This is a genomic window from Haloarcula sp. R1-2, assembly GCF_011627385.1.
Lineage (GTDB): Archaea > Halobacteriota > Halobacteria > Halobacteriales > Haloarculaceae > Haloarcula > Haloarcula marismortui.
In genome coordinates, this window is record NZ_JAANTG010000002.1 from 1123241 (window position 1) to 1138312 (window position 15072).

Annotated in this window: 14 protein-coding genes; 11 read left to right on the forward strand and 3 right to left on the reverse strand. The window is 62.1% G+C overall.

Annotated elements, in window-relative coordinates:
• The first annotated feature begins 36 nt into the window (after nucleotides 1-36).
• Both hop and G9C82_RS13835 read left to right on the forward strand, forming a co-directional pair.
• Complete coding sequence (hop, locus tag G9C82_RS13830; RefSeq protein WP_004957575.1) at nucleotides 37-867, forward strand: halorhodopsin; 831 nt, start codon at nucleotides 37-39, stop codon at nucleotides 865-867.
• Between the two features lie 132 nt (nucleotides 868-999).
• Entirely contained in the window at nucleotides 1000-1182 is a 183-nt protein-coding gene (locus G9C82_RS13835; RefSeq protein ID WP_127014401.1) for a hypothetical protein, read from the forward strand.
• Nucleotides 1183-1655: 473 nt separating this feature from the next.
• Here G9C82_RS13835 and aspS read toward each other — a convergent pair whose 3' ends face one another.
• Nucleotides 1656-2960: an aspartate--tRNA(Asn) ligase gene (gene aspS / locus G9C82_RS13840; RefSeq protein WP_127014402.1), complete on the reverse strand. Its 1305-nt coding sequence runs from the start codon at nucleotides 2958-2960 to the stop codon at nucleotides 1656-1658.
• Between the two features lie 192 nt (nucleotides 2961-3152).
• Here aspS and G9C82_RS13845 point away from each other — a divergent pair, with 192 nt between their 5' ends.
• From G9C82_RS13845 to G9C82_RS13870, 6 genes are all read left to right on the forward strand, one after another.
• Nucleotides 3153-4052: an ABC transporter permease subunit gene (locus tag G9C82_RS13845; protein WP_127014403.1), complete on the forward strand. Its 900-nt coding sequence runs from the start codon at nucleotides 3153-3155 to the stop codon at nucleotides 4050-4052.
• Nucleotides 4049-4798, forward strand: a complete 750-nt coding sequence (locus G9C82_RS13850; RefSeq protein ID WP_007187677.1) for an ABC transporter ATP-binding protein — start codon at nucleotides 4049-4051, stop codon at nucleotides 4796-4798. Before G9C82_RS13845 ends, G9C82_RS13850 begins: the two co-directional genes overlap by 4 nt.
• The gene (locus G9C82_RS13855) at nucleotides 4795-5367 is read left to right on the forward strand and encodes a hypothetical protein (protein WP_127014404.1); all 573 of its coding nucleotides are present in this window, start codon (nucleotides 4795-4797) and stop codon (nucleotides 5365-5367) included. Before G9C82_RS13850 ends, G9C82_RS13855 begins: the two co-directional genes overlap by 4 nt.
• A 149-nt stretch (nucleotides 5368-5516) precedes the next feature.
• Nucleotides 5517-6008 carry an Lrp/AsnC family transcriptional regulator gene (locus tag G9C82_RS13860; RefSeq protein ID WP_004957559.1) on the forward strand — a complete coding sequence of 164 codons (492 nt, stop codon included), beginning with the start codon at nucleotides 5517-5519 and terminating at the stop codon, nucleotides 6006-6008.
• A gap of 127 nt (nucleotides 6009-6135) precedes the next feature.
• Complete coding sequence (locus G9C82_RS13865; RefSeq protein ID WP_127014405.1) at nucleotides 6136-6600, forward strand: NAD-binding protein; 465 nt, start codon at nucleotides 6136-6138, stop codon at nucleotides 6598-6600.
• A gap of 2 nt (nucleotides 6601-6602) precedes the next feature.
• Entirely contained in the window at nucleotides 6603-8807 is a 2205-nt protein-coding gene (locus G9C82_RS13870; protein ID WP_004957552.1) for an APC family permease, read from the forward strand.
• Here the strand turns inward: G9C82_RS13870 and G9C82_RS13875 are convergent, their stop codons facing one another.
• On the reverse strand, nucleotides 8808-9521 hold the full coding sequence (locus tag G9C82_RS13875; protein ID WP_049938902.1) for a phosphoglycerol geranylgeranyltransferase: 714 nt from the start codon (nucleotides 9519-9521) through the stop codon (nucleotides 8808-8810).
• Between the two features lie 145 nt (nucleotides 9522-9666).
• On the opposite strand from G9C82_RS13875, the gene G9C82_RS13880 reads away from it, so the two are divergent.
• Genes G9C82_RS13880 through G9C82_RS13890 form a run of 3 tightly spaced genes read left to right on the forward strand, consistent with a single transcriptional unit; the run spans nucleotide 9667 to nucleotide 10791 of the window.
• Nucleotides 9667-10143 (forward strand): hypothetical protein, encoded by a 477-nt coding sequence (locus G9C82_RS13880; RefSeq protein ID WP_004957546.1) that lies wholly within the window; start codon nucleotides 9667-9669, stop codon nucleotides 10141-10143.
• Between the two features lie 58 nt (nucleotides 10144-10201).
• Entirely contained in the window at nucleotides 10202-10603 is a 402-nt protein-coding gene (locus G9C82_RS13885) for a Rieske 2Fe-2S domain-containing protein (protein ID WP_127014406.1), read from the forward strand.
• Nucleotides 10600-10791 carry a hypothetical protein gene (locus G9C82_RS13890; RefSeq protein WP_121303464.1) on the forward strand — a complete coding sequence of 64 codons (192 nt, stop codon included), beginning with the start codon at nucleotides 10600-10602 and terminating at the stop codon, nucleotides 10789-10791. The genes G9C82_RS13885 and G9C82_RS13890 overlap by 4 nt, the downstream gene beginning before the upstream one ends.
• A 12-nt stretch (nucleotides 10792-10803) precedes the next feature.
• Here the strand turns inward: G9C82_RS13890 and G9C82_RS13895 are convergent, their stop codons facing one another.
• On the reverse strand, nucleotides 10804-14898 hold the full coding sequence (locus tag G9C82_RS13895) for a DNA topoisomerase I (protein WP_127014407.1): 4095 nt from the start codon (nucleotides 14896-14898) through the stop codon (nucleotides 10804-10806).
• Nucleotides 14899-15072: the final 174 nt, after the last annotated feature.

The window sequence follows — 15072 nt, forward strand, 5'->3', positions numbered from 1 at the left end:
ACGCGTCTTTAAGTGTTCTCTTCGTAATTAGTGTACATGACAGCTGCCAGTACCACTGCAACGACAGTGCTTCAGGCGACACAGTCAGACGTGTTACAGGAGATACAGTCGAATTTCCTCCTGAATTCATCGATCTGGGTGAACATCGCGCTGGCGGGCGTCGTCATCCTCCTGTTCGTCGCGATGGGTCGAGACCTCGAGTCGCCCCGTGCGAAACTCATCTGGGTCGCGACGATGCTGGTGCCGCTGGTCTCGATTTCCAGCTATGCCGGTCTAGCCTCCGGGCTGACAGTCGGGTTTCTGCAGATGCCGCCGGGCCACGCCCTCGCCGGACAGGAGGTCCTATCACCGTGGGGCCGCTACCTGACGTGGACGTTCTCGACACCGATGATTCTCCTGGCGCTGGGCCTGCTGGCTGACACTGACATTGCGTCGCTGTTCACCGCAATCACGATGGACATCGGGATGTGTGTGACCGGCCTCGCCGCCGCGCTCATCACCTCTTCGCACCTGCTGCGCTGGGTGTTTTACGGCATCAGCTGTGCGTTCTTCGTCGCAGTGCTGTACGTCCTGCTCGTCCAGTGGCCGGCCGACGCAGAGGCCGCCGGAACAAGCGAGATATTCGGGACGCTCAAGATTCTCACTGTGGTGCTCTGGCTCGGCTACCCGATTCTGTGGGCGCTGGGCTCCGAGGGCGTTGCCCTCCTGAGCGTCGGCGTCACCTCGTGGGGCTACTCTGGGCTGGATATCCTCGCAAAGTACGTCTTCGCCTTCCTACTCCTGCGCTGGGTCGCCACCAACGAAGGCACCGTCTCAGGGTCCGGGATGGGCATTGGCTCCGGCGGCGCTGCGCCCGCAGACGACTGAGTAGCGCATCGAGCCGTGGGCAGTATCCTCCTGCTGGCGTATCCTTGGCCGTATTCTGGCCGTTCTCTATCCCTGCCCGTACAGTAGCAGATGCAGAAAAGATAAGTTATGTTGCCCAAGTGACTAGTCTGTATGCCCTCCCCATTCGAAAACCCAGCCATTCGCTACGGTATCCCATTGGTCAGCGCCGCGGTCGTCGCGGCTGTCGCGTTCCTCCTCCTTGAAGGAACGATACGGTATGTTGCACTCGGTATCGCTGTCCTCGAAGCTGTGGTCGCTCCTCAGATTCTGAAGCAGGCGGCGGCAAACGCATAGTCAGGGGCAGGTCGGCCCCCGCCCTCGTGCTAACTCGGTGTGCAGCCCTGCGGTTGTCCGCGTTTAACACCCTACGCTTGGCAAAGTTGAATCACTGCGAGACAGGGCGAGGGTCTTCCTCGGGGACAGCCCCTCGATTTCTACGGAGAGAGTCGCTGTCGGTCCTGCGGGACTCACTACGCTCGTCCCGCTGGCTCTCAGGTCTTCGCCGCTCGCGGGTCGTTTCTCCCCGTCGTCGGGCGGTGGTACCGCCCGACTGCCTGCGGGACCTTCGGTCCCGCTCTGCTCGCGTTACCGAGGTTCTTTCCTGCGGTCAAAACCTCGCTTCCTACGGGCTCAGACGCTGCCGGTCTCGCGGGAACGGGGCGATTCCTACGGAACCGCCTGCAGTTGGCTCGCCACGGCGAGCCGACGACACTGTGAGACTCGCTCCGCTCGCCTCACAAGCTCCCGCTCGGCAGTCACATCGTCGCCTACGGCGACAGACGCTGCCGGTCTCGCGGGAACAGCACCGCTTCCCGGATGTTCTCCAGCCCGAGCATCGTCATGATGAGGCGCTCGCCGCCGAGGCCCCAGCCGGCGTGTGGCGGCATCCCGTACTTGAACATCTTGGTGTAGTACTCGAAGGCTTCCGGGTCCAGCCCTTGCTGTTCGAATCCTTCGACGAGGTGGTCGAAGCGGTGCTCACGCTGGCCGCCTGAGACCAGTTCCATCGACGGGTGCATCATGTCGAAGCCGGTCGAGACCTCTTCATCGTCGTCGTGGTCCTTGATGTAGAACGGCTTGATCTCGCTGGGCCAGTCCGTGATGAAGTAGTGCTCGCCGACTTCCTGCCCGAGGACGTGCTCGGCCTCCGTCGAGAGGTCGTCGCCCCACACCAGCGGCTCGTCGAGTTCGCCGGTGGCGTTGATTTTGTCGAGCGCCTCTTCGTAGGTGAGCCGTGGGAAGTCGCCCTCGGGGGCCGCGAACTCGTCTTCGAGCCCGAGCGCTTCCAGTTCGTCCTGACAGTTCTCGGCGACGCCCTCGTAGGCGGACTGGACGACGTGCTCGCAGGCGTCCATCGCCTCGGTGTGGTCGTAGAAGGCCGACTCGAAGTCGATGGAGGTCGCCTCGTTGAGATGCCGTGGCGTGTTGTGCTCCTCGGCGCGGAAGATCGGGCCGATTTCGAAGACGCGTTCGAGGCCGGAGCCGACCATCAGCTGCTTGAACAGCTGCGGGCTCTGGTTCATGAACGCTTCCTGGCCGAAGTACGTGATCGGGAACAGCTCGGTACCGCCCTCGGTCCCCGTGGCGACGATCTTCGGCGTGTTGATCTCCGTGCAGTTGAGCTCTCGGAACGCCTCGCGGACCGACCGGAGGACCTCAGCGCGGATCTCGAAGATGGCCTTCACCTCGTCCTTGCGGAGGTCAAGCGTCCGGTTGTCGAGGCGGGTCGGCAGTTCGGCGTCGACCTTCCCTGACGGGTCGAGCGGCAGTTCGGGGTCGGCTTCCGAAATCACGTCGACGGACTCCGGTGTGACCTCGACACCGGTCGGCGCGCGTGGCTCCTCTTCGACAGCACCGGTCACCGAAATGACCGATTCACGCTGGACGTTCAGCCCCGTCTCCACGAGGTCGTCGTCCATCTCGTCTTTCTCGAATTTGACCTGTATCTTTCCGCTGGTGTCTCGAAGGATAAGGAAGGCAATACCACCGAGGTCTCGGATCTCGTGGACCCAGCCGGCGACGGTGACCGTGTCACCCGGCGTTGCGTCCGCCGTGTAAGTTCGGTTTTCCATGGCTGTTCGTTCTTGTGGCCACAACTTAAGAACAGTCTTTCGAGGCGAGGGTAGGGCACTCTCAGAACACGGTTGGTCTTAAGCAGGGACGCCAGTGCCTTTCAGGCCCAACCGGAGCGATAGCTCGTTTTCGTTTAAACATAGTAGCAGTTGACAGTGTGTTTTATATACTACACTTTCAAACCCGACCACATGGCCCTCCCCCGATGGTTTCCCCTTGCACGGAAAGAGGCAGTTGCGTTGCTCAAATCGAAAGGAATCTGGATACTTGCACCCCTGCTCGTCGTCTGGGGATACGGTCCCACCTACATCAGTTGGGATCTGCTTGGCCCGGACGTTACGGTCGGGTTCGTGCAGGTAGCCGGGTCGATCCTCCTTCCGCTCTGTGTGCTGTTACTGACGTATCGGTCGATTATTCAGGAGCGCACATCGGGCAGTCTGAAATTCCTGCTTGGATTGCCCCTCACACGGACTGATATCCTCATCGGCAAAGTCGTCGGTCGGAGCGTCGGCGCTGTGCTGCCATTTGCCCTTTCAGCAGTTGTTCTTGGGGTTATTGGTGGTGTGAAGTTTGGTCTGTTCTCCCCGTTACGTTTCATCGGCGTGTTTCTGGTGACGGTGCTGTACATCGCTGTGCTCGTGTCGATCGCAACAGCGGCATCGGCAGTGACGACCAGCACAGTCCGTGTAACCGCCGTGCTCTTTGGTGGGTTCTTTCTGCTGCTGACACTGGGGTGGAAAATCGTTGGTGGCCGTCTCTACTCGGCTGTGACCGGGAACGCAGTGAATCCGCTCAGCCCGCCGGCTGACGGCCTGTTGTTCGCTATCCTTCGGTTTTCGCCGGGTCGAGCGTACCGAACTGTCACGAACTGGATACTCGGACTGGCGAACTCCGGTGGCCAGTACACGTCAGTCGCCACGGTACTGTATCCCGGGCACTCGGTCAACGAGTACGTTGTCGACGCAGCGTTCAGTGGACAGCCAGTCCCGGCCTATCTCCATGAATCGATCGCTCTCGTCGTATTGCTTCTCTGGGGAGTCATCCCGCTGGCACTGGCCCGGTATCGATTCAACCGAGGTGACCTCGCGTGACGCCACCGGCAATCGAGACCGATGGGCTTTCGAAACAGTACGGCGAGACTGTTGCGCTTGATGCGCTGAACATGACTGTTGCACAGGGCGAGGTGTACGGTTTCCTCGGCCCGAACGGCGCTGGCAAGTCGACCACGATCAATCTGCTGATGGACTACATCAAACCAACGTCGGGGACAGCGCGCGTTCTCGGCCACGACCCGTGGAACGATGTCGTCGCCTGTCATCAGCGCGTTGGTATCTGTCCCGACCGTTTCGAGACCTACGAGTCGCTGTCCGCGCGGCGGCATCTCGAACTGGTGATTGATACGAAGCGTGCGGACGACGACCCGCGAGCACTGCTTGAGCGCGTCGGACTGGTGGATGCTATTGAAAGACCCGCTGGCGAGTTCTCACAGGGGATGGAACAGCGGTTGGCACTCGCGATGAGTCTTGTCGGGCAGCCGGATCTGTTGATTCTTGATGAGCCGTTCACCGGGCTTGACCCCCACGGTGTCGCGCTGGTGCGGGATGTCGTCGAAGCCGAGTCTGAACGTGGTGCAACAGTATTCTTCTCCAGCCACGTCCTCGGTCAGGTCGATCTGGTCTGTGACCGCGTCGGGATTCTCTACGAGGGGGACCTCATTGTGGAAGGAACCCTGCCGGCGCTCCGAGACACCTGTGACCTGTCCTCAGACGCGACAGTTGAGGACATCTTCATGACACTGACCGATGGCTCCGCCCGCGCTACGGAGGTGGACGCATGAACCGCCGCCGGTATCTGACCGTGTCGACAGCGGCGCTGTCCGGACTCGCCGGCTGCCTGGGCGATCCTGAGTACACTATCTCCAGCGTGGAAACCGAGGATGATTCGCACCCGCTGGGACTCGATGTGACACCGGTCGACCGAGAAATAACAATCGAGAGTCCCGGGCAGCTGAACATAGCGCTCCGAAACACTGGGACACAGGACGTTATCATCAAGAACACCGGCGTCTGGCCACTCGGGGTGTTAGGACTGGCTCTAGCGGGAGAGTCGGTGTCTGCTGACATTCTACTGCTGGCTGACGAGTATACGGAGGCAGATACCGTCGAGGTACGGCCAAGCGGGGCGAGTAAAGACGGCGCCCCACTCACTGGAACGCTAGCGGCTGCTGAATCGATTGAGCGGCAGTACGAACTCATTGGGCGGCGGGTTTCAGGGGCCGGCACGTACACGCTGCAGGGCTACTTTGACGAAGTTCCCCTCTCCTATCGCACAGGCGAGGATGCCGACTGGGTCGCATACCACCCATCGGTAACCGTGACACTCACCGAACAGTCGGTGCTTCCCTGAGACACAGCGGCGTCTGCCTCGAACCCACGTAGCGACTCCCTCCGCGCTGCTGGCGAGGCACAGATGAGTGTCGAAAACAGCCGGACGAGACCACAGCGTCCGGTCCAATATCCTGAACCTTTGTACTGGTAGCCGCCGAAACAATCGACATGGCCGACGCGGAGTACCCTATCGACGACTTGGACCGGAACATCATCTACGCGCTCCAGCAGGATGCGAGACACACGTCAGCGAGTGAGATAGCCGAATCGCTTGACGTCTCCGCACGAACTGTTCGGAATCGCATCACGAAGCTCGAAGACGCTGGCGTCATCGCCGGCTACGATGTCGATGTCGATTACGAGGCCGCGGGGTATCAACTCCATACGCTCATTGTCTGTACGGCTCCAATCCACGAGCGTGAGGAGGTCGCACAGCGGGCACTCGACGTGTCCGGTGTCGTCGCCATCAGGGAAGTCATGACTGGGGCCGACAACGTCCACGTCGAGGTTGTCGGAACTGATGGAAACGACCTGAGCCGCATCGGAAGGGACCTCAACGATATCGGACTGGAAGTCGTCGACGAGGACCTCATTCGGAACGAGTACACCCGGCCGTTCCACCAGTTCGGGCACGACGATGCCGATGCAGACACTAGCTAATATAACCTTCCGAATATTGATTATATAATCATAATAGTCCGGAATCGGAATTTCATCCTAGATATTTATCGGCTATCGGAACCAATGGGTGCGTGTCGGCCGGGTCGCTCCGGCCGCTACGAACCCAATGATATCTCTTACCGCACTCCGCGAGCGAGTGGACGACGACATCGACCCTCCGTCGGTACTGGTCATCAGCGACCGGCACGTCGGGTCTGAGGTAGTAACGACGTTAGACCGAAAGACCAATGTCTGTCTCGTCACCGACCACGACGGCGTTGCCGGGCAAACGCCCGACGACACCCGCGTGGTAGTCGGTGACGGGCGGGAGCGCGCTGTTCTCCGGGACGCTGGGGCCCAGACGACCGATATCGCCCTGATATCGATGCAGGCGGACCACGGGGCGTTCCTTGTGACACAACTGCTTCGGACGCAGTTCGATGTCGAAACCGTGGTCGTCGTGCTCAACGACCCGCAGCATCGACCAGCGTTCGAGTCGGTCGCTTCCGAAGTGGTCTGTAGCTCGCAGGTCTTGGCGACCGAACTGGAACGCGCTGTTGCAACGACACTTCAGACGCCTGAAACCGCGTAACAATGGCCAAGGACCTGGAACGCGACCTCGGACTGCTGTCAGTAGTAGCGATATCTATCGGCGCGATGGTCGGCAGTGGCATCTTCATTTTGCCGGCGCTGGCGGTGAAAGACGCCGGAGCCGGCATCATTGCCGCCTACCTGCTCGCGGGCGTGCTTGTGCTTCCTGCCGCACTCAGCAAGGCCGAAATGGCGACAGCCATGCCGGAGGCCGGCGGCACATACGTCTATATCGAGCGGTCAATGGGGCCGCTGCTTGGCACCGTCTCCGGCCTCGGCACATGGTTCTCGCTCTCGTTTAAGGGCGCGCTCGCACTCGTCGGTGGCGTGCCGTACCTCGTTCTTCTCTTCGACCTGCCGATCCGCCCGGTTGCAATCACGCTCGCCGCCGTCCTCATCCTCGTCAACATCCTCGGCGCGGAACAGACCGGACGACTCCAGATCGGCATCGTCGCAGTCATGCTCGTGGCGATCGGCTGGTTCGTCGCCGGCGGCGGGCCGGCAGTCAACACCGCGACGTACGGCGGGATGTGGGAGTACGGCGTCGAAGGCATCTTCGCCGCGACCGGCCTCGTGTTTGTCTCCTTCGCTGGCGTGACGAAAATCGCCTCTATCGCCGAGGAGGTTGAGGACCCGGACCGCGTCATTCCGCTCGGGATGCTGGGCTCGCTCGCCTTCACCACGCTGCTGTACGTACTCGTCGTCGCCGTCGTCGTCGGCGTCATTCCGCTCGACCAGCTCGCCGGGAGCACGACGCCCATCGCTGATGCAGCCGAGGCAACGCTCGGTACCGCTGGCGTCGCGGCCGTCGTTCTGGCGGCGATTCTGGCGCTGGTCAGCACGGCCAACGCCGGTATCCTCTCCTCGTCGCGCTACCCGTTCGCCATGAGTCGTGACGGGCTCGCGCCCGACCTGCTCAGTACGGTCAGCGACCGCTTCGGCACGCCGGTGACTGCCATCACGCTGACCGGCGGCGTCATGTTGCTCCTCATCCTCTTCGTTCCGATTCTGGAAATCGCCAAGCTCGCGAGCGCGTTCAAGATCCTTGTGTTCGCGCTCATCAACGTCGCGCTCATCGGCTTCCGTGAGAGCGACGCTCCCGACTACGACCCCTCCTTCGAGGTTCCGCTGTACCCGTGGACGCCGATATTCGGCACCCTGACCGGTTTCGCCCTGCTAACGCAGATGGGCCTTATCGCGATTGTCGGGGCCGTCGGCATTGTCATCGCCAGTGTCGTCTGGTATCTGGGCTACGTCCGACCGCGAGTCACCAGAGAGGGCGCGATCAAGGAATCCGTCCGCCGGAGTATCGGCGACCGCGCGCTCGACCGGACCGAGGAGACGCTCGATGAGACAGCAGAGACCTCCGTCCTTGTCGCACTCCCCGAGGGCGCTTCGCGGCAGAGCGAAGCCACACTGCTTGAAGTCGGGGCCGCGCTTTCGCCCACTGACAGCAGCCTCTCTGTCGTCCAGTTCGACGAAGTGCCTGACCAGCAGCCCCTCGATTATGCCTCCGGCGTGCAGTCCCCAGACGACCTCGAATTCGAGTGTCGGACCGATACGCTGGCGGCTGCCCTCGATACCCCTGTCGAGTACGGCGAACTCGTCAGCCACCATCCTGAGCGGGCCGTCGCCAACGCTGTCGAAGAGCGCGGCGTCGATGTGCTTCTGGTGGAACGTGGCGCGTCGTTCGAGGACTCGCTGCTGGGCGACAGTATCGACCGCATTCGGAAACAGACCGACTGCGACACCATCGCCGTCGACGCACAGCCGCTTGACGCACTGGAAACGATCACGCTGGTCACGACCCATGGCCCGTACGACCCACTGAAAGTCCGCGTCGGGAACGCTGTCGCGACAGCGACCGGGGCCGACCTCCAGTTCCTCTACCCGCTCGACGAGCGCCAGTCGGCCGAGGAACGCCAGCAACTCGAAGCGTACCACGACGACCTGCTGGACCTCTGTGACATCCCGACAGATCGAAGCTTCGTCGACCGAGGCGACCTTCCAGCGGCGATAGACGCGGCTGACAGTGACAGAACGCTCCTGATCCACGCAAGCAACGGTGGGCTTTCGGCCCGTACGTCAAACGGCACCGGGACCACGCAGTCAGCAATTCAGGACAGCGACCACGCGTCGATGGAAGTAGACACAAAACGCCACCCCGGCGGCGTCGTCGGTCGGCTGCTCGAACGGCTGGCGTTCTAGCTACCGGACTGTCGCCGTCGCGTCTTTCGCGCCCTTCACCGTCTCTCGCACCGCATCGACGCCTTCATCGTGGACGAGGTCACCGACGACGATGGTATCCGCGTGCTGTGCCATCGTGCGGGCGGATTCGTAGTCGTGGATGCCACCGCCATAGAACAGCGTCGCGTCGTCAAGGATGTCCGCGGCGGCGGCGACGATATCGGGGTCGCCGAGCATCCCCGAATACTCCACGTAGACGATTTCCTGTCCCAGCAAGTGTTCTGCGGCTTCGGCGTAGGCGGCCACGTCGTCCGCGTCGAGGTCGCAGTTGGCCTGCGTGTAGGATGCCACCGACGCCTCCGGGTTCATGACGATGTAGGCCTCGGTGAATGTTCGTGACCAGTCAATCTCGTCGTCGATACGTATCCACTCCTTGTGCGCGCCGGTGATCCAGGTTACGTCGCCAGCGTTCATCACGACCGGCACGAGATAGCCGTCGTGACGGTCGCTGTGGACGACAGACGCGGGGTTGGACGGCTCGATATACACGGGAATGTCGTGTTTCCCGCAGGCGTCGACGACCCGCTTCATCTTCTCCTCTGTCATCCCGGTGGTCCCGCCGACTTCGATGGCGTCAGTCCCCGTCGCCGCGACGTCTTCGAACGTCTCTCCATCGACCAGCGTCTTGTCGGGGTCTATCTTCACGATGTGGTCCCAGTCCGCCCAGTCGCTCATACCAGCCAGACTTGCGCGTGGCCGTATAACCGCTTCGGATACACCCATCACAGTGGGTCGCGCTGACAGTCCTGCCCGGCCGGTATTGGCTCCGGATATATACGTCTCCGAAGATTTATGATGGCTATGTTACAATCGTCAGACGATGACCGCGGACAAACGCCGGTACGTCGTCACTGCCATCCGGGGTGTGCTCGTTCTTACGGGTGCTGTCGTGACGGTGGCAGTGCTGTACTCGTTTTCGACGATGCCGACAGCGTCGGCGTCCGACGACGGCTTCGTCCGCGGACTCTCGTATCTGTTCGGCAGCGTCTTCTTCATCCTCGCGCTGGGCGGTGCCGGGCTCGGTCTCGCCTTACCATCGCTGTTGGGGGCTGATGACGCGCTGGCGTTTGACCGCTGGCAACGCCGCTGTCTCCAGGCTTCCGGCGGCCTCTTCGTCGGCGGGTTCGTCGCCGGACTGGTGGCGGGACTGCTCACTGCGTTGCAGTACGGCCTTCTCCTCTGGCTGGTCGCCATCGTCCTTGCCGTGCTCGTCGTCAGCTGTGTGCTGGTCTGGCGACTGTTCGAGGTATTCGTCACTGCGCTGGTGCGTCTCATCGCCGCGGAGACCGGCGAGTGAACTCATAGCTCTACTCCCACGGTAACGCTGATACTGGCGGCAACCTAACGCGCCAGTCGTGCAGCGATTAACGACAGTCGAGACGGTCCACGAGGACGGGTCGTGGCTGTTCACCGCCGAAGACCCCTACGGCGACCTCGAAGAAGTCGTTCTCGTTCCCTGCGAGGACGGCGTCGAGGCGTGGGTGAACCGATGTACGCACGAGGCACAGCGGTTCGACACCGGGCGGGGCGTCCCGATGCGGGACGACCAGCTCATCTGTCCCCGACACGGCTCACTGTTCGACGCCTGTGACGGCGGCTGCGACAACGGCGACGCCGCAGGGACGACGCTCCCAGGTATCGAAGTCTCGGAAACCCACGGTGACGTGTTCCTCACGGACGACGACTATACGTTCGCCCACGAGGGCGGTATTGATGACGACGACGGCCCGAGTTCCACGTCCCACCTTCAGTTATGACTCCTGGCCACAGCATCGAACGAGACCGACTGCGAGCCGGCGTCGTTGAGTGCCCGCTCTGTGAGCGCCAGATACCCGAGCCGCTAACGCACGCAGTCGTCTACGGTGCTGTCGACACAGTCACAGCCGATAACGCGGACGCCGTCGAGTGTCCGGTCTGTGACGGCGTGACGTTCGTCGCTGACTGACCGGCGGCCCTCTCAGGCTTCCAGTTCGTCCTGCCAGTCCCGGACCTGTGTGGCGCTGACGCCCTGTACCTCGGTCGCGACGATGTCGGGGTCGGCCTCCCGCAGCGCCGCCAGCGAGTCGACGCCGGCGTCGCCGAGCTTTTCGGCGGTCGCCGAGCCGATACCGTTCAGGTCTTCCAGATCTTCGATGGCGGTGCGGGCCTGATACTCCTCGTAGTTACAGATGGGACAGCCAAGCTCCCAGGGGTCGTCACTGTCGGCGTCGATGACCAGCTCCGGCAGGTCGTGTTCCTCGCAGAACGCCTCGGTCACCGAGATGTCGCCGTTGCGTGGCAGCGGCAGCGAGTAGTCACAGTCGGGGTAGCGCGTACAGCCGACCAGCCGGGAGCCCGAGCGGAGGTGTTTGATTGCGAGGTCGCCGTCGTGTTCCGAGCCACACTCCGGGCATGGCCCGATGACCTCGTCCTCGCTCTCGTCGGCCTTCTCGGCCTTACAGCGGGGACAGCCGTGGACAAACGTGTCCCGGCCGGCGAGCATCTTGACGTGGTGCATGTCGTGTTCCTCGCAGTGGTCTTCGAGCACCTGCGGCTCGCCCGTCGACGGGAGCGGGAGCGTGTTACGGCACTCGGGGAAGCCGTCACAGCCGACGAAGTACGACCCCTGGCGCGAGCGCCGGACCAGCATGTCCTCGCCGCATTTCGGACAGGGACCGAGCGTTTTGTCGGCTTTCAGCGACTCTTGGAGGTGCTCGCCGATCTCCTCGCGGGAATCGCGCAGTTCGTCGAACACTCGCTTGAGCATCTCGCGGGACTCGTCGGCCACCTCGTCAAGCGTGGCCTCGCCGTTGGCGATGGCGGTCATGTCCGCCTCTAGCTGGGCGGTCATCTCGTCGCTGACGACGTGGTCAGCGAACTCCTCGGCGGCTTCGACGACGGCCATCGCCAGCGTCGTCGGCCGGGGCGGGTCGCCCTCGATGTAGCCGCGGTCGTACAGTTTCTCGATGGAGTTGTGGCGGGTTGAGTTGTGAACTACTGCACCGCCATTGACGGCGAAGTTTGGCGCGTTCTCGCTGACAGTGAGGTCGTACACCGGACCGTCGTACTCGCGGCGCTCGACATCTTCAACGGTGACCGACGACGGTTCGCCGCGGAGTGTCGCGTATACGGACCCTTCGAAATCGGCTGCAACATACTGAACAGTTCTGTTCTCGTCTAGACTTCGATTGCTCCCCTCAATTTGTTTTTCGATGTGACCGCTCTCGCGCAGTTCGCGGAGATACTTGTTTACGCTGCCCCGGGTGACGCCGAGAGTCTGGGCGAGCGCGGCACTCGTCTTCGGCTCCTGCCGAATCGCTTCCAGTAGCTCCGCTTTCCTCGTAGTTACGTCGTACGCGTCGAGCGCGTCGAGTCCTCGATAGAACTTCTCGTCAGACGCAATGGGTATTCTATCGAGGAACTGCTCGAGGTTCCGCCGCCCCCGAATGTGGAGTTTGTGCTGGTCGGGGGCCAGTTTCGTTTCAATACCCATCTCCGCGAGCATTTCTCCAACGCCTGTCAGAAGCGTGTGGTCCGTGTTTGAAATAAAGGCCTTCCCTTCTCGGGAAATGTGACCCTCATCGTCGAACAGTGCACCAACGAACGCTGGCCGAACTGCGTCCGGAAGCACCGGCGTTCCGTTCTCAGTTACGGCCTCCAACACGCACACGAGGACACGCCCGACCGCTGATGGAACATCGACCTGATACTTTCGCTTGTGATGTGACTCTCGTCCCGGACGGTCGGTGACGGTCGGCTCGATATCGAATAGTCGTTCAATATCCCGAGCGAATCGCTCTATCAATGCCTCATCCGTGTTGTGATACCGCACGTCAACGACGTTCTCATCGTCGTTGCGGTGTATCGAGCCGTCACCCAAGAGGCAGCCAATGACCTGCGCCAGTTCCGGTGACCACTCCAAGGGGAATGGATTCTCGAAGCTCGTCTCGTAATTCAGCCCGTGAATTCTGTCCGGCCTGATATCCAACTCGCCAAGCAACCAGACGGGGACATCCTTTTCACCGCGTTCGTATTTGCCAACCGCAGAGCCGTAGGAACCGTATCGCTCGGCAAACGCAGTCTGGCTCTCGTCACGCGCCGCTCGTTGTGCCGCGAGTTCTGTTCCGCAATCGACGCCGTAGAGCTTCGAGTGCTTGTCGCAGTCCGCAGCGAACGTTTCCCACGAAAGCACCGTTTCGTCGGATGGTTCGACCATCGTGTCCGGCGGTCTACGAGCCGCGACGAGGTCGGTTCCCGCCTCGATATCCGACGCTGGACGGACTGTGACTTCGCCGTCCTGCCGGATGTACATCGGGTGGTCGTCGGTAACTGTAACCGCTCCGCGACTGGTTTCGATTGTTCGAACGCTCTCATCGTCTCTCAACGGCCGCTCACTGACGAGCGTTGATTCCTGTTCGGAGACACGTTCAGTCGCTTCGTCAAGCGAAAGGACCGTCGGTGTCTCCTTACTGACCGCAATATCTGTGTCTCCGTCAGCGAGGACGACCTGTCCGTCGCTAAAGAGCGAGTCGACTGTCTGTCGCTCGATATCTCCGTTTTCAGACCTGACAAGTACGTCACTGTCCGCTGTGAGGCATTTCGTCCCAAGCCCTTTGTCCTCCATCGTCTGGATGAGCCGCGACTGGCCGTAGCGACGCGGCGGCTGGGTCTGCTTGGCCTCCATCCGCACCTCGGAGATGGCCAGTTCTTCGCCTTCCTCCACGTCAGGGACGTGGTTCTCGCTGGCGCTGGAGTAGGGGTACACCTCGTGGTAGCCCGGCTCGACGAGGCGCTTGCCGTTGGCTTTCAGCGAGCGGCCGCCGGCGTCGGCGACGACACGGAGGTGCTCCCACGTGGCGGCCTCGGCGACCGTCGCGAAGAAGCGCCGGACGACCAGTTCGTAGATTTCCCACTCGTCGTCCGAGAGGTCGGCCTTCGGCGGAATCTCGCCGGTTGGGTGGATGGGTGGGTGGTCGGTGGTCTCCTCGTCGCCCTTGGTGGCGGTGATGTCGTCTTGCTCCAGCAGCTTCTCGGCGTCCTCGCCGAAGTGTCCGGCCCCGACGAACTCATCGAGCAGGGCATCTTCTTCGAGGTCGTCCGGGTAGACCGTGTTGTCCGTTCGGGGGTAGGTGATGTAACCGGTGGTGTACAGCTCCTCGGCGATTGACATCGCCTGCTGGGCGGAGTAGCCCAGTGAACTCGCAGCGGAGATGAAGGCGGTGGTGTTGAACGGCGTCGGCGGGCTGTCGGTGCGGGTCCGGCGGCGGACGCTCGTCACCGTCGCCGCGTCGACGTTCGTCAGGTCGGCGTAGGCGTCGTCGGCGTCGTCCTCGACCCAGACCCGTTCTGCCTCTTTCCCGTCGTCATCGTAGAAGTACTGGGCCTCGAACCCCGAGCCGTTCTTCTGGAGGTCGGCGAAGATCTCCCAGTAGTCCTCTGGGTCGAAAGCCTGAATCTCGCGCTCGCGGTCGACAATGAGTTTCAGCGTCGGCGACTGGACTCGGCCCACAGAGATGAAGTCGTCGCCCAGTTGCCGGGCCGACAGCGAGAGAAAACGAGTGAGTGCTGCGCCCCACACGAGGTCGATAATCTGACGCGCCTCGCCTGCAGCCGCCAGGTCGAAGTCGATGTCGTCGGGGTTTGCGAAGGCGTCGCGGACCTCTCGCTCGGTGATCGAAGAGAAGCGCACGCGGTCGACGGGCGCGTCGGTTTCCTCACGGATGAGCTCGTAGGCCTCCTTGCCGATGAGTTCCCCCTCGCGGTCGTAGTCAGTCGCAATGGTGGCCTCGTCGGCCTCGCGTGCCAGTTGCTTCAGCGTGGTGACGATGTTCTCTTGCGTGGGTTCTTTCGTCACGTCGGCGTCGATGAGTTCGACTGGCTCTACGTCGCGCCAGTCGTTGTACTCCTCGGGGAAGTCGACGCCGACAACGTGCCCGGAGAGACCAACGACGCGGGTGTTTCCCCACCGATAGACGTTGACGCCGTTTCGCCGATTCGCGGACGCGCCCCCTTCTGAGAGGATCTCCGCGATGCGGCGAGCGGCGTTGTCCTTCTCGGTGATAATCAGCCTCATCGGACACCACCTGTCTCTGTCATTACCCGTCGGTACGGAGTCAGTTGTTCTAAAGGCTTTCGGGAAAATCAGGCGACAGCGCGGGTGTGCGGGCGCTTGCGGGGCCGCTCGCGCTCGCGCGGAGGTAGCCCCATTATCAATTCGGCAGCGGTCCAACGCAAGTGGGCAGCTGTG

Coding starts and splice junctions, on each gene's coding strand:
- hop (WP_004957575.1), top strand. CDS start 37: ATGACAGCTGCCAGTACCACTGCAACGACAGTGCTTCAGGCGACACAG.
- G9C82_RS13835 (WP_127014401.1), top strand. CDS start 1,000: ATGCCCTCCCCATTCGAAAACCCAGCCATTCGCTACGGTATCCCATTG.
- aspS (WP_127014402.1), bottom strand. CDS start 2,960: ATGGAAAACCGAACTTACACGGCGGACGCAACGCCGGGTGACACGGTC.
- G9C82_RS13845 (WP_127014403.1), top strand. CDS start 3,153: ATGGCCCTCCCCCGATGGTTTCCCCTTGCACGGAAAGAGGCAGTTGCG.
- G9C82_RS13855 (WP_127014404.1), top strand. CDS start 4,795: ATGAACCGCCGCCGGTATCTGACCGTGTCGACAGCGGCGCTGTCCGGA.
- G9C82_RS13860 (WP_004957559.1), top strand. CDS start 5,517: ATGGCCGACGCGGAGTACCCTATCGACGACTTGGACCGGAACATCATC.
- G9C82_RS13865 (WP_127014405.1), top strand. CDS start 6,136: ATGATATCTCTTACCGCACTCCGCGAGCGAGTGGACGACGACATCGAC.
- G9C82_RS13870 (WP_004957552.1), top strand. CDS start 6,603: ATGGCCAAGGACCTGGAACGCGACCTCGGACTGCTGTCAGTAGTAGCG.
- G9C82_RS13875 (WP_049938902.1), bottom strand. CDS start 9,521: ATGAGCGACTGGGCGGACTGGGACCACATCGTGAAGATAGACCCCGAC.
- G9C82_RS13880 (WP_004957546.1), top strand. CDS start 9,667: ATGACCGCGGACAAACGCCGGTACGTCGTCACTGCCATCCGGGGTGTG.
- G9C82_RS13890 (WP_121303464.1), top strand. CDS start 10,600: ATGACTCCTGGCCACAGCATCGAACGAGACCGACTGCGAGCCGGCGTC.
- G9C82_RS13895 (WP_127014407.1), bottom strand. CDS start 14,898: ATGAGGCTGATTATCACCGAGAAGGACAACGCCGCTCGCCGCATCGCG.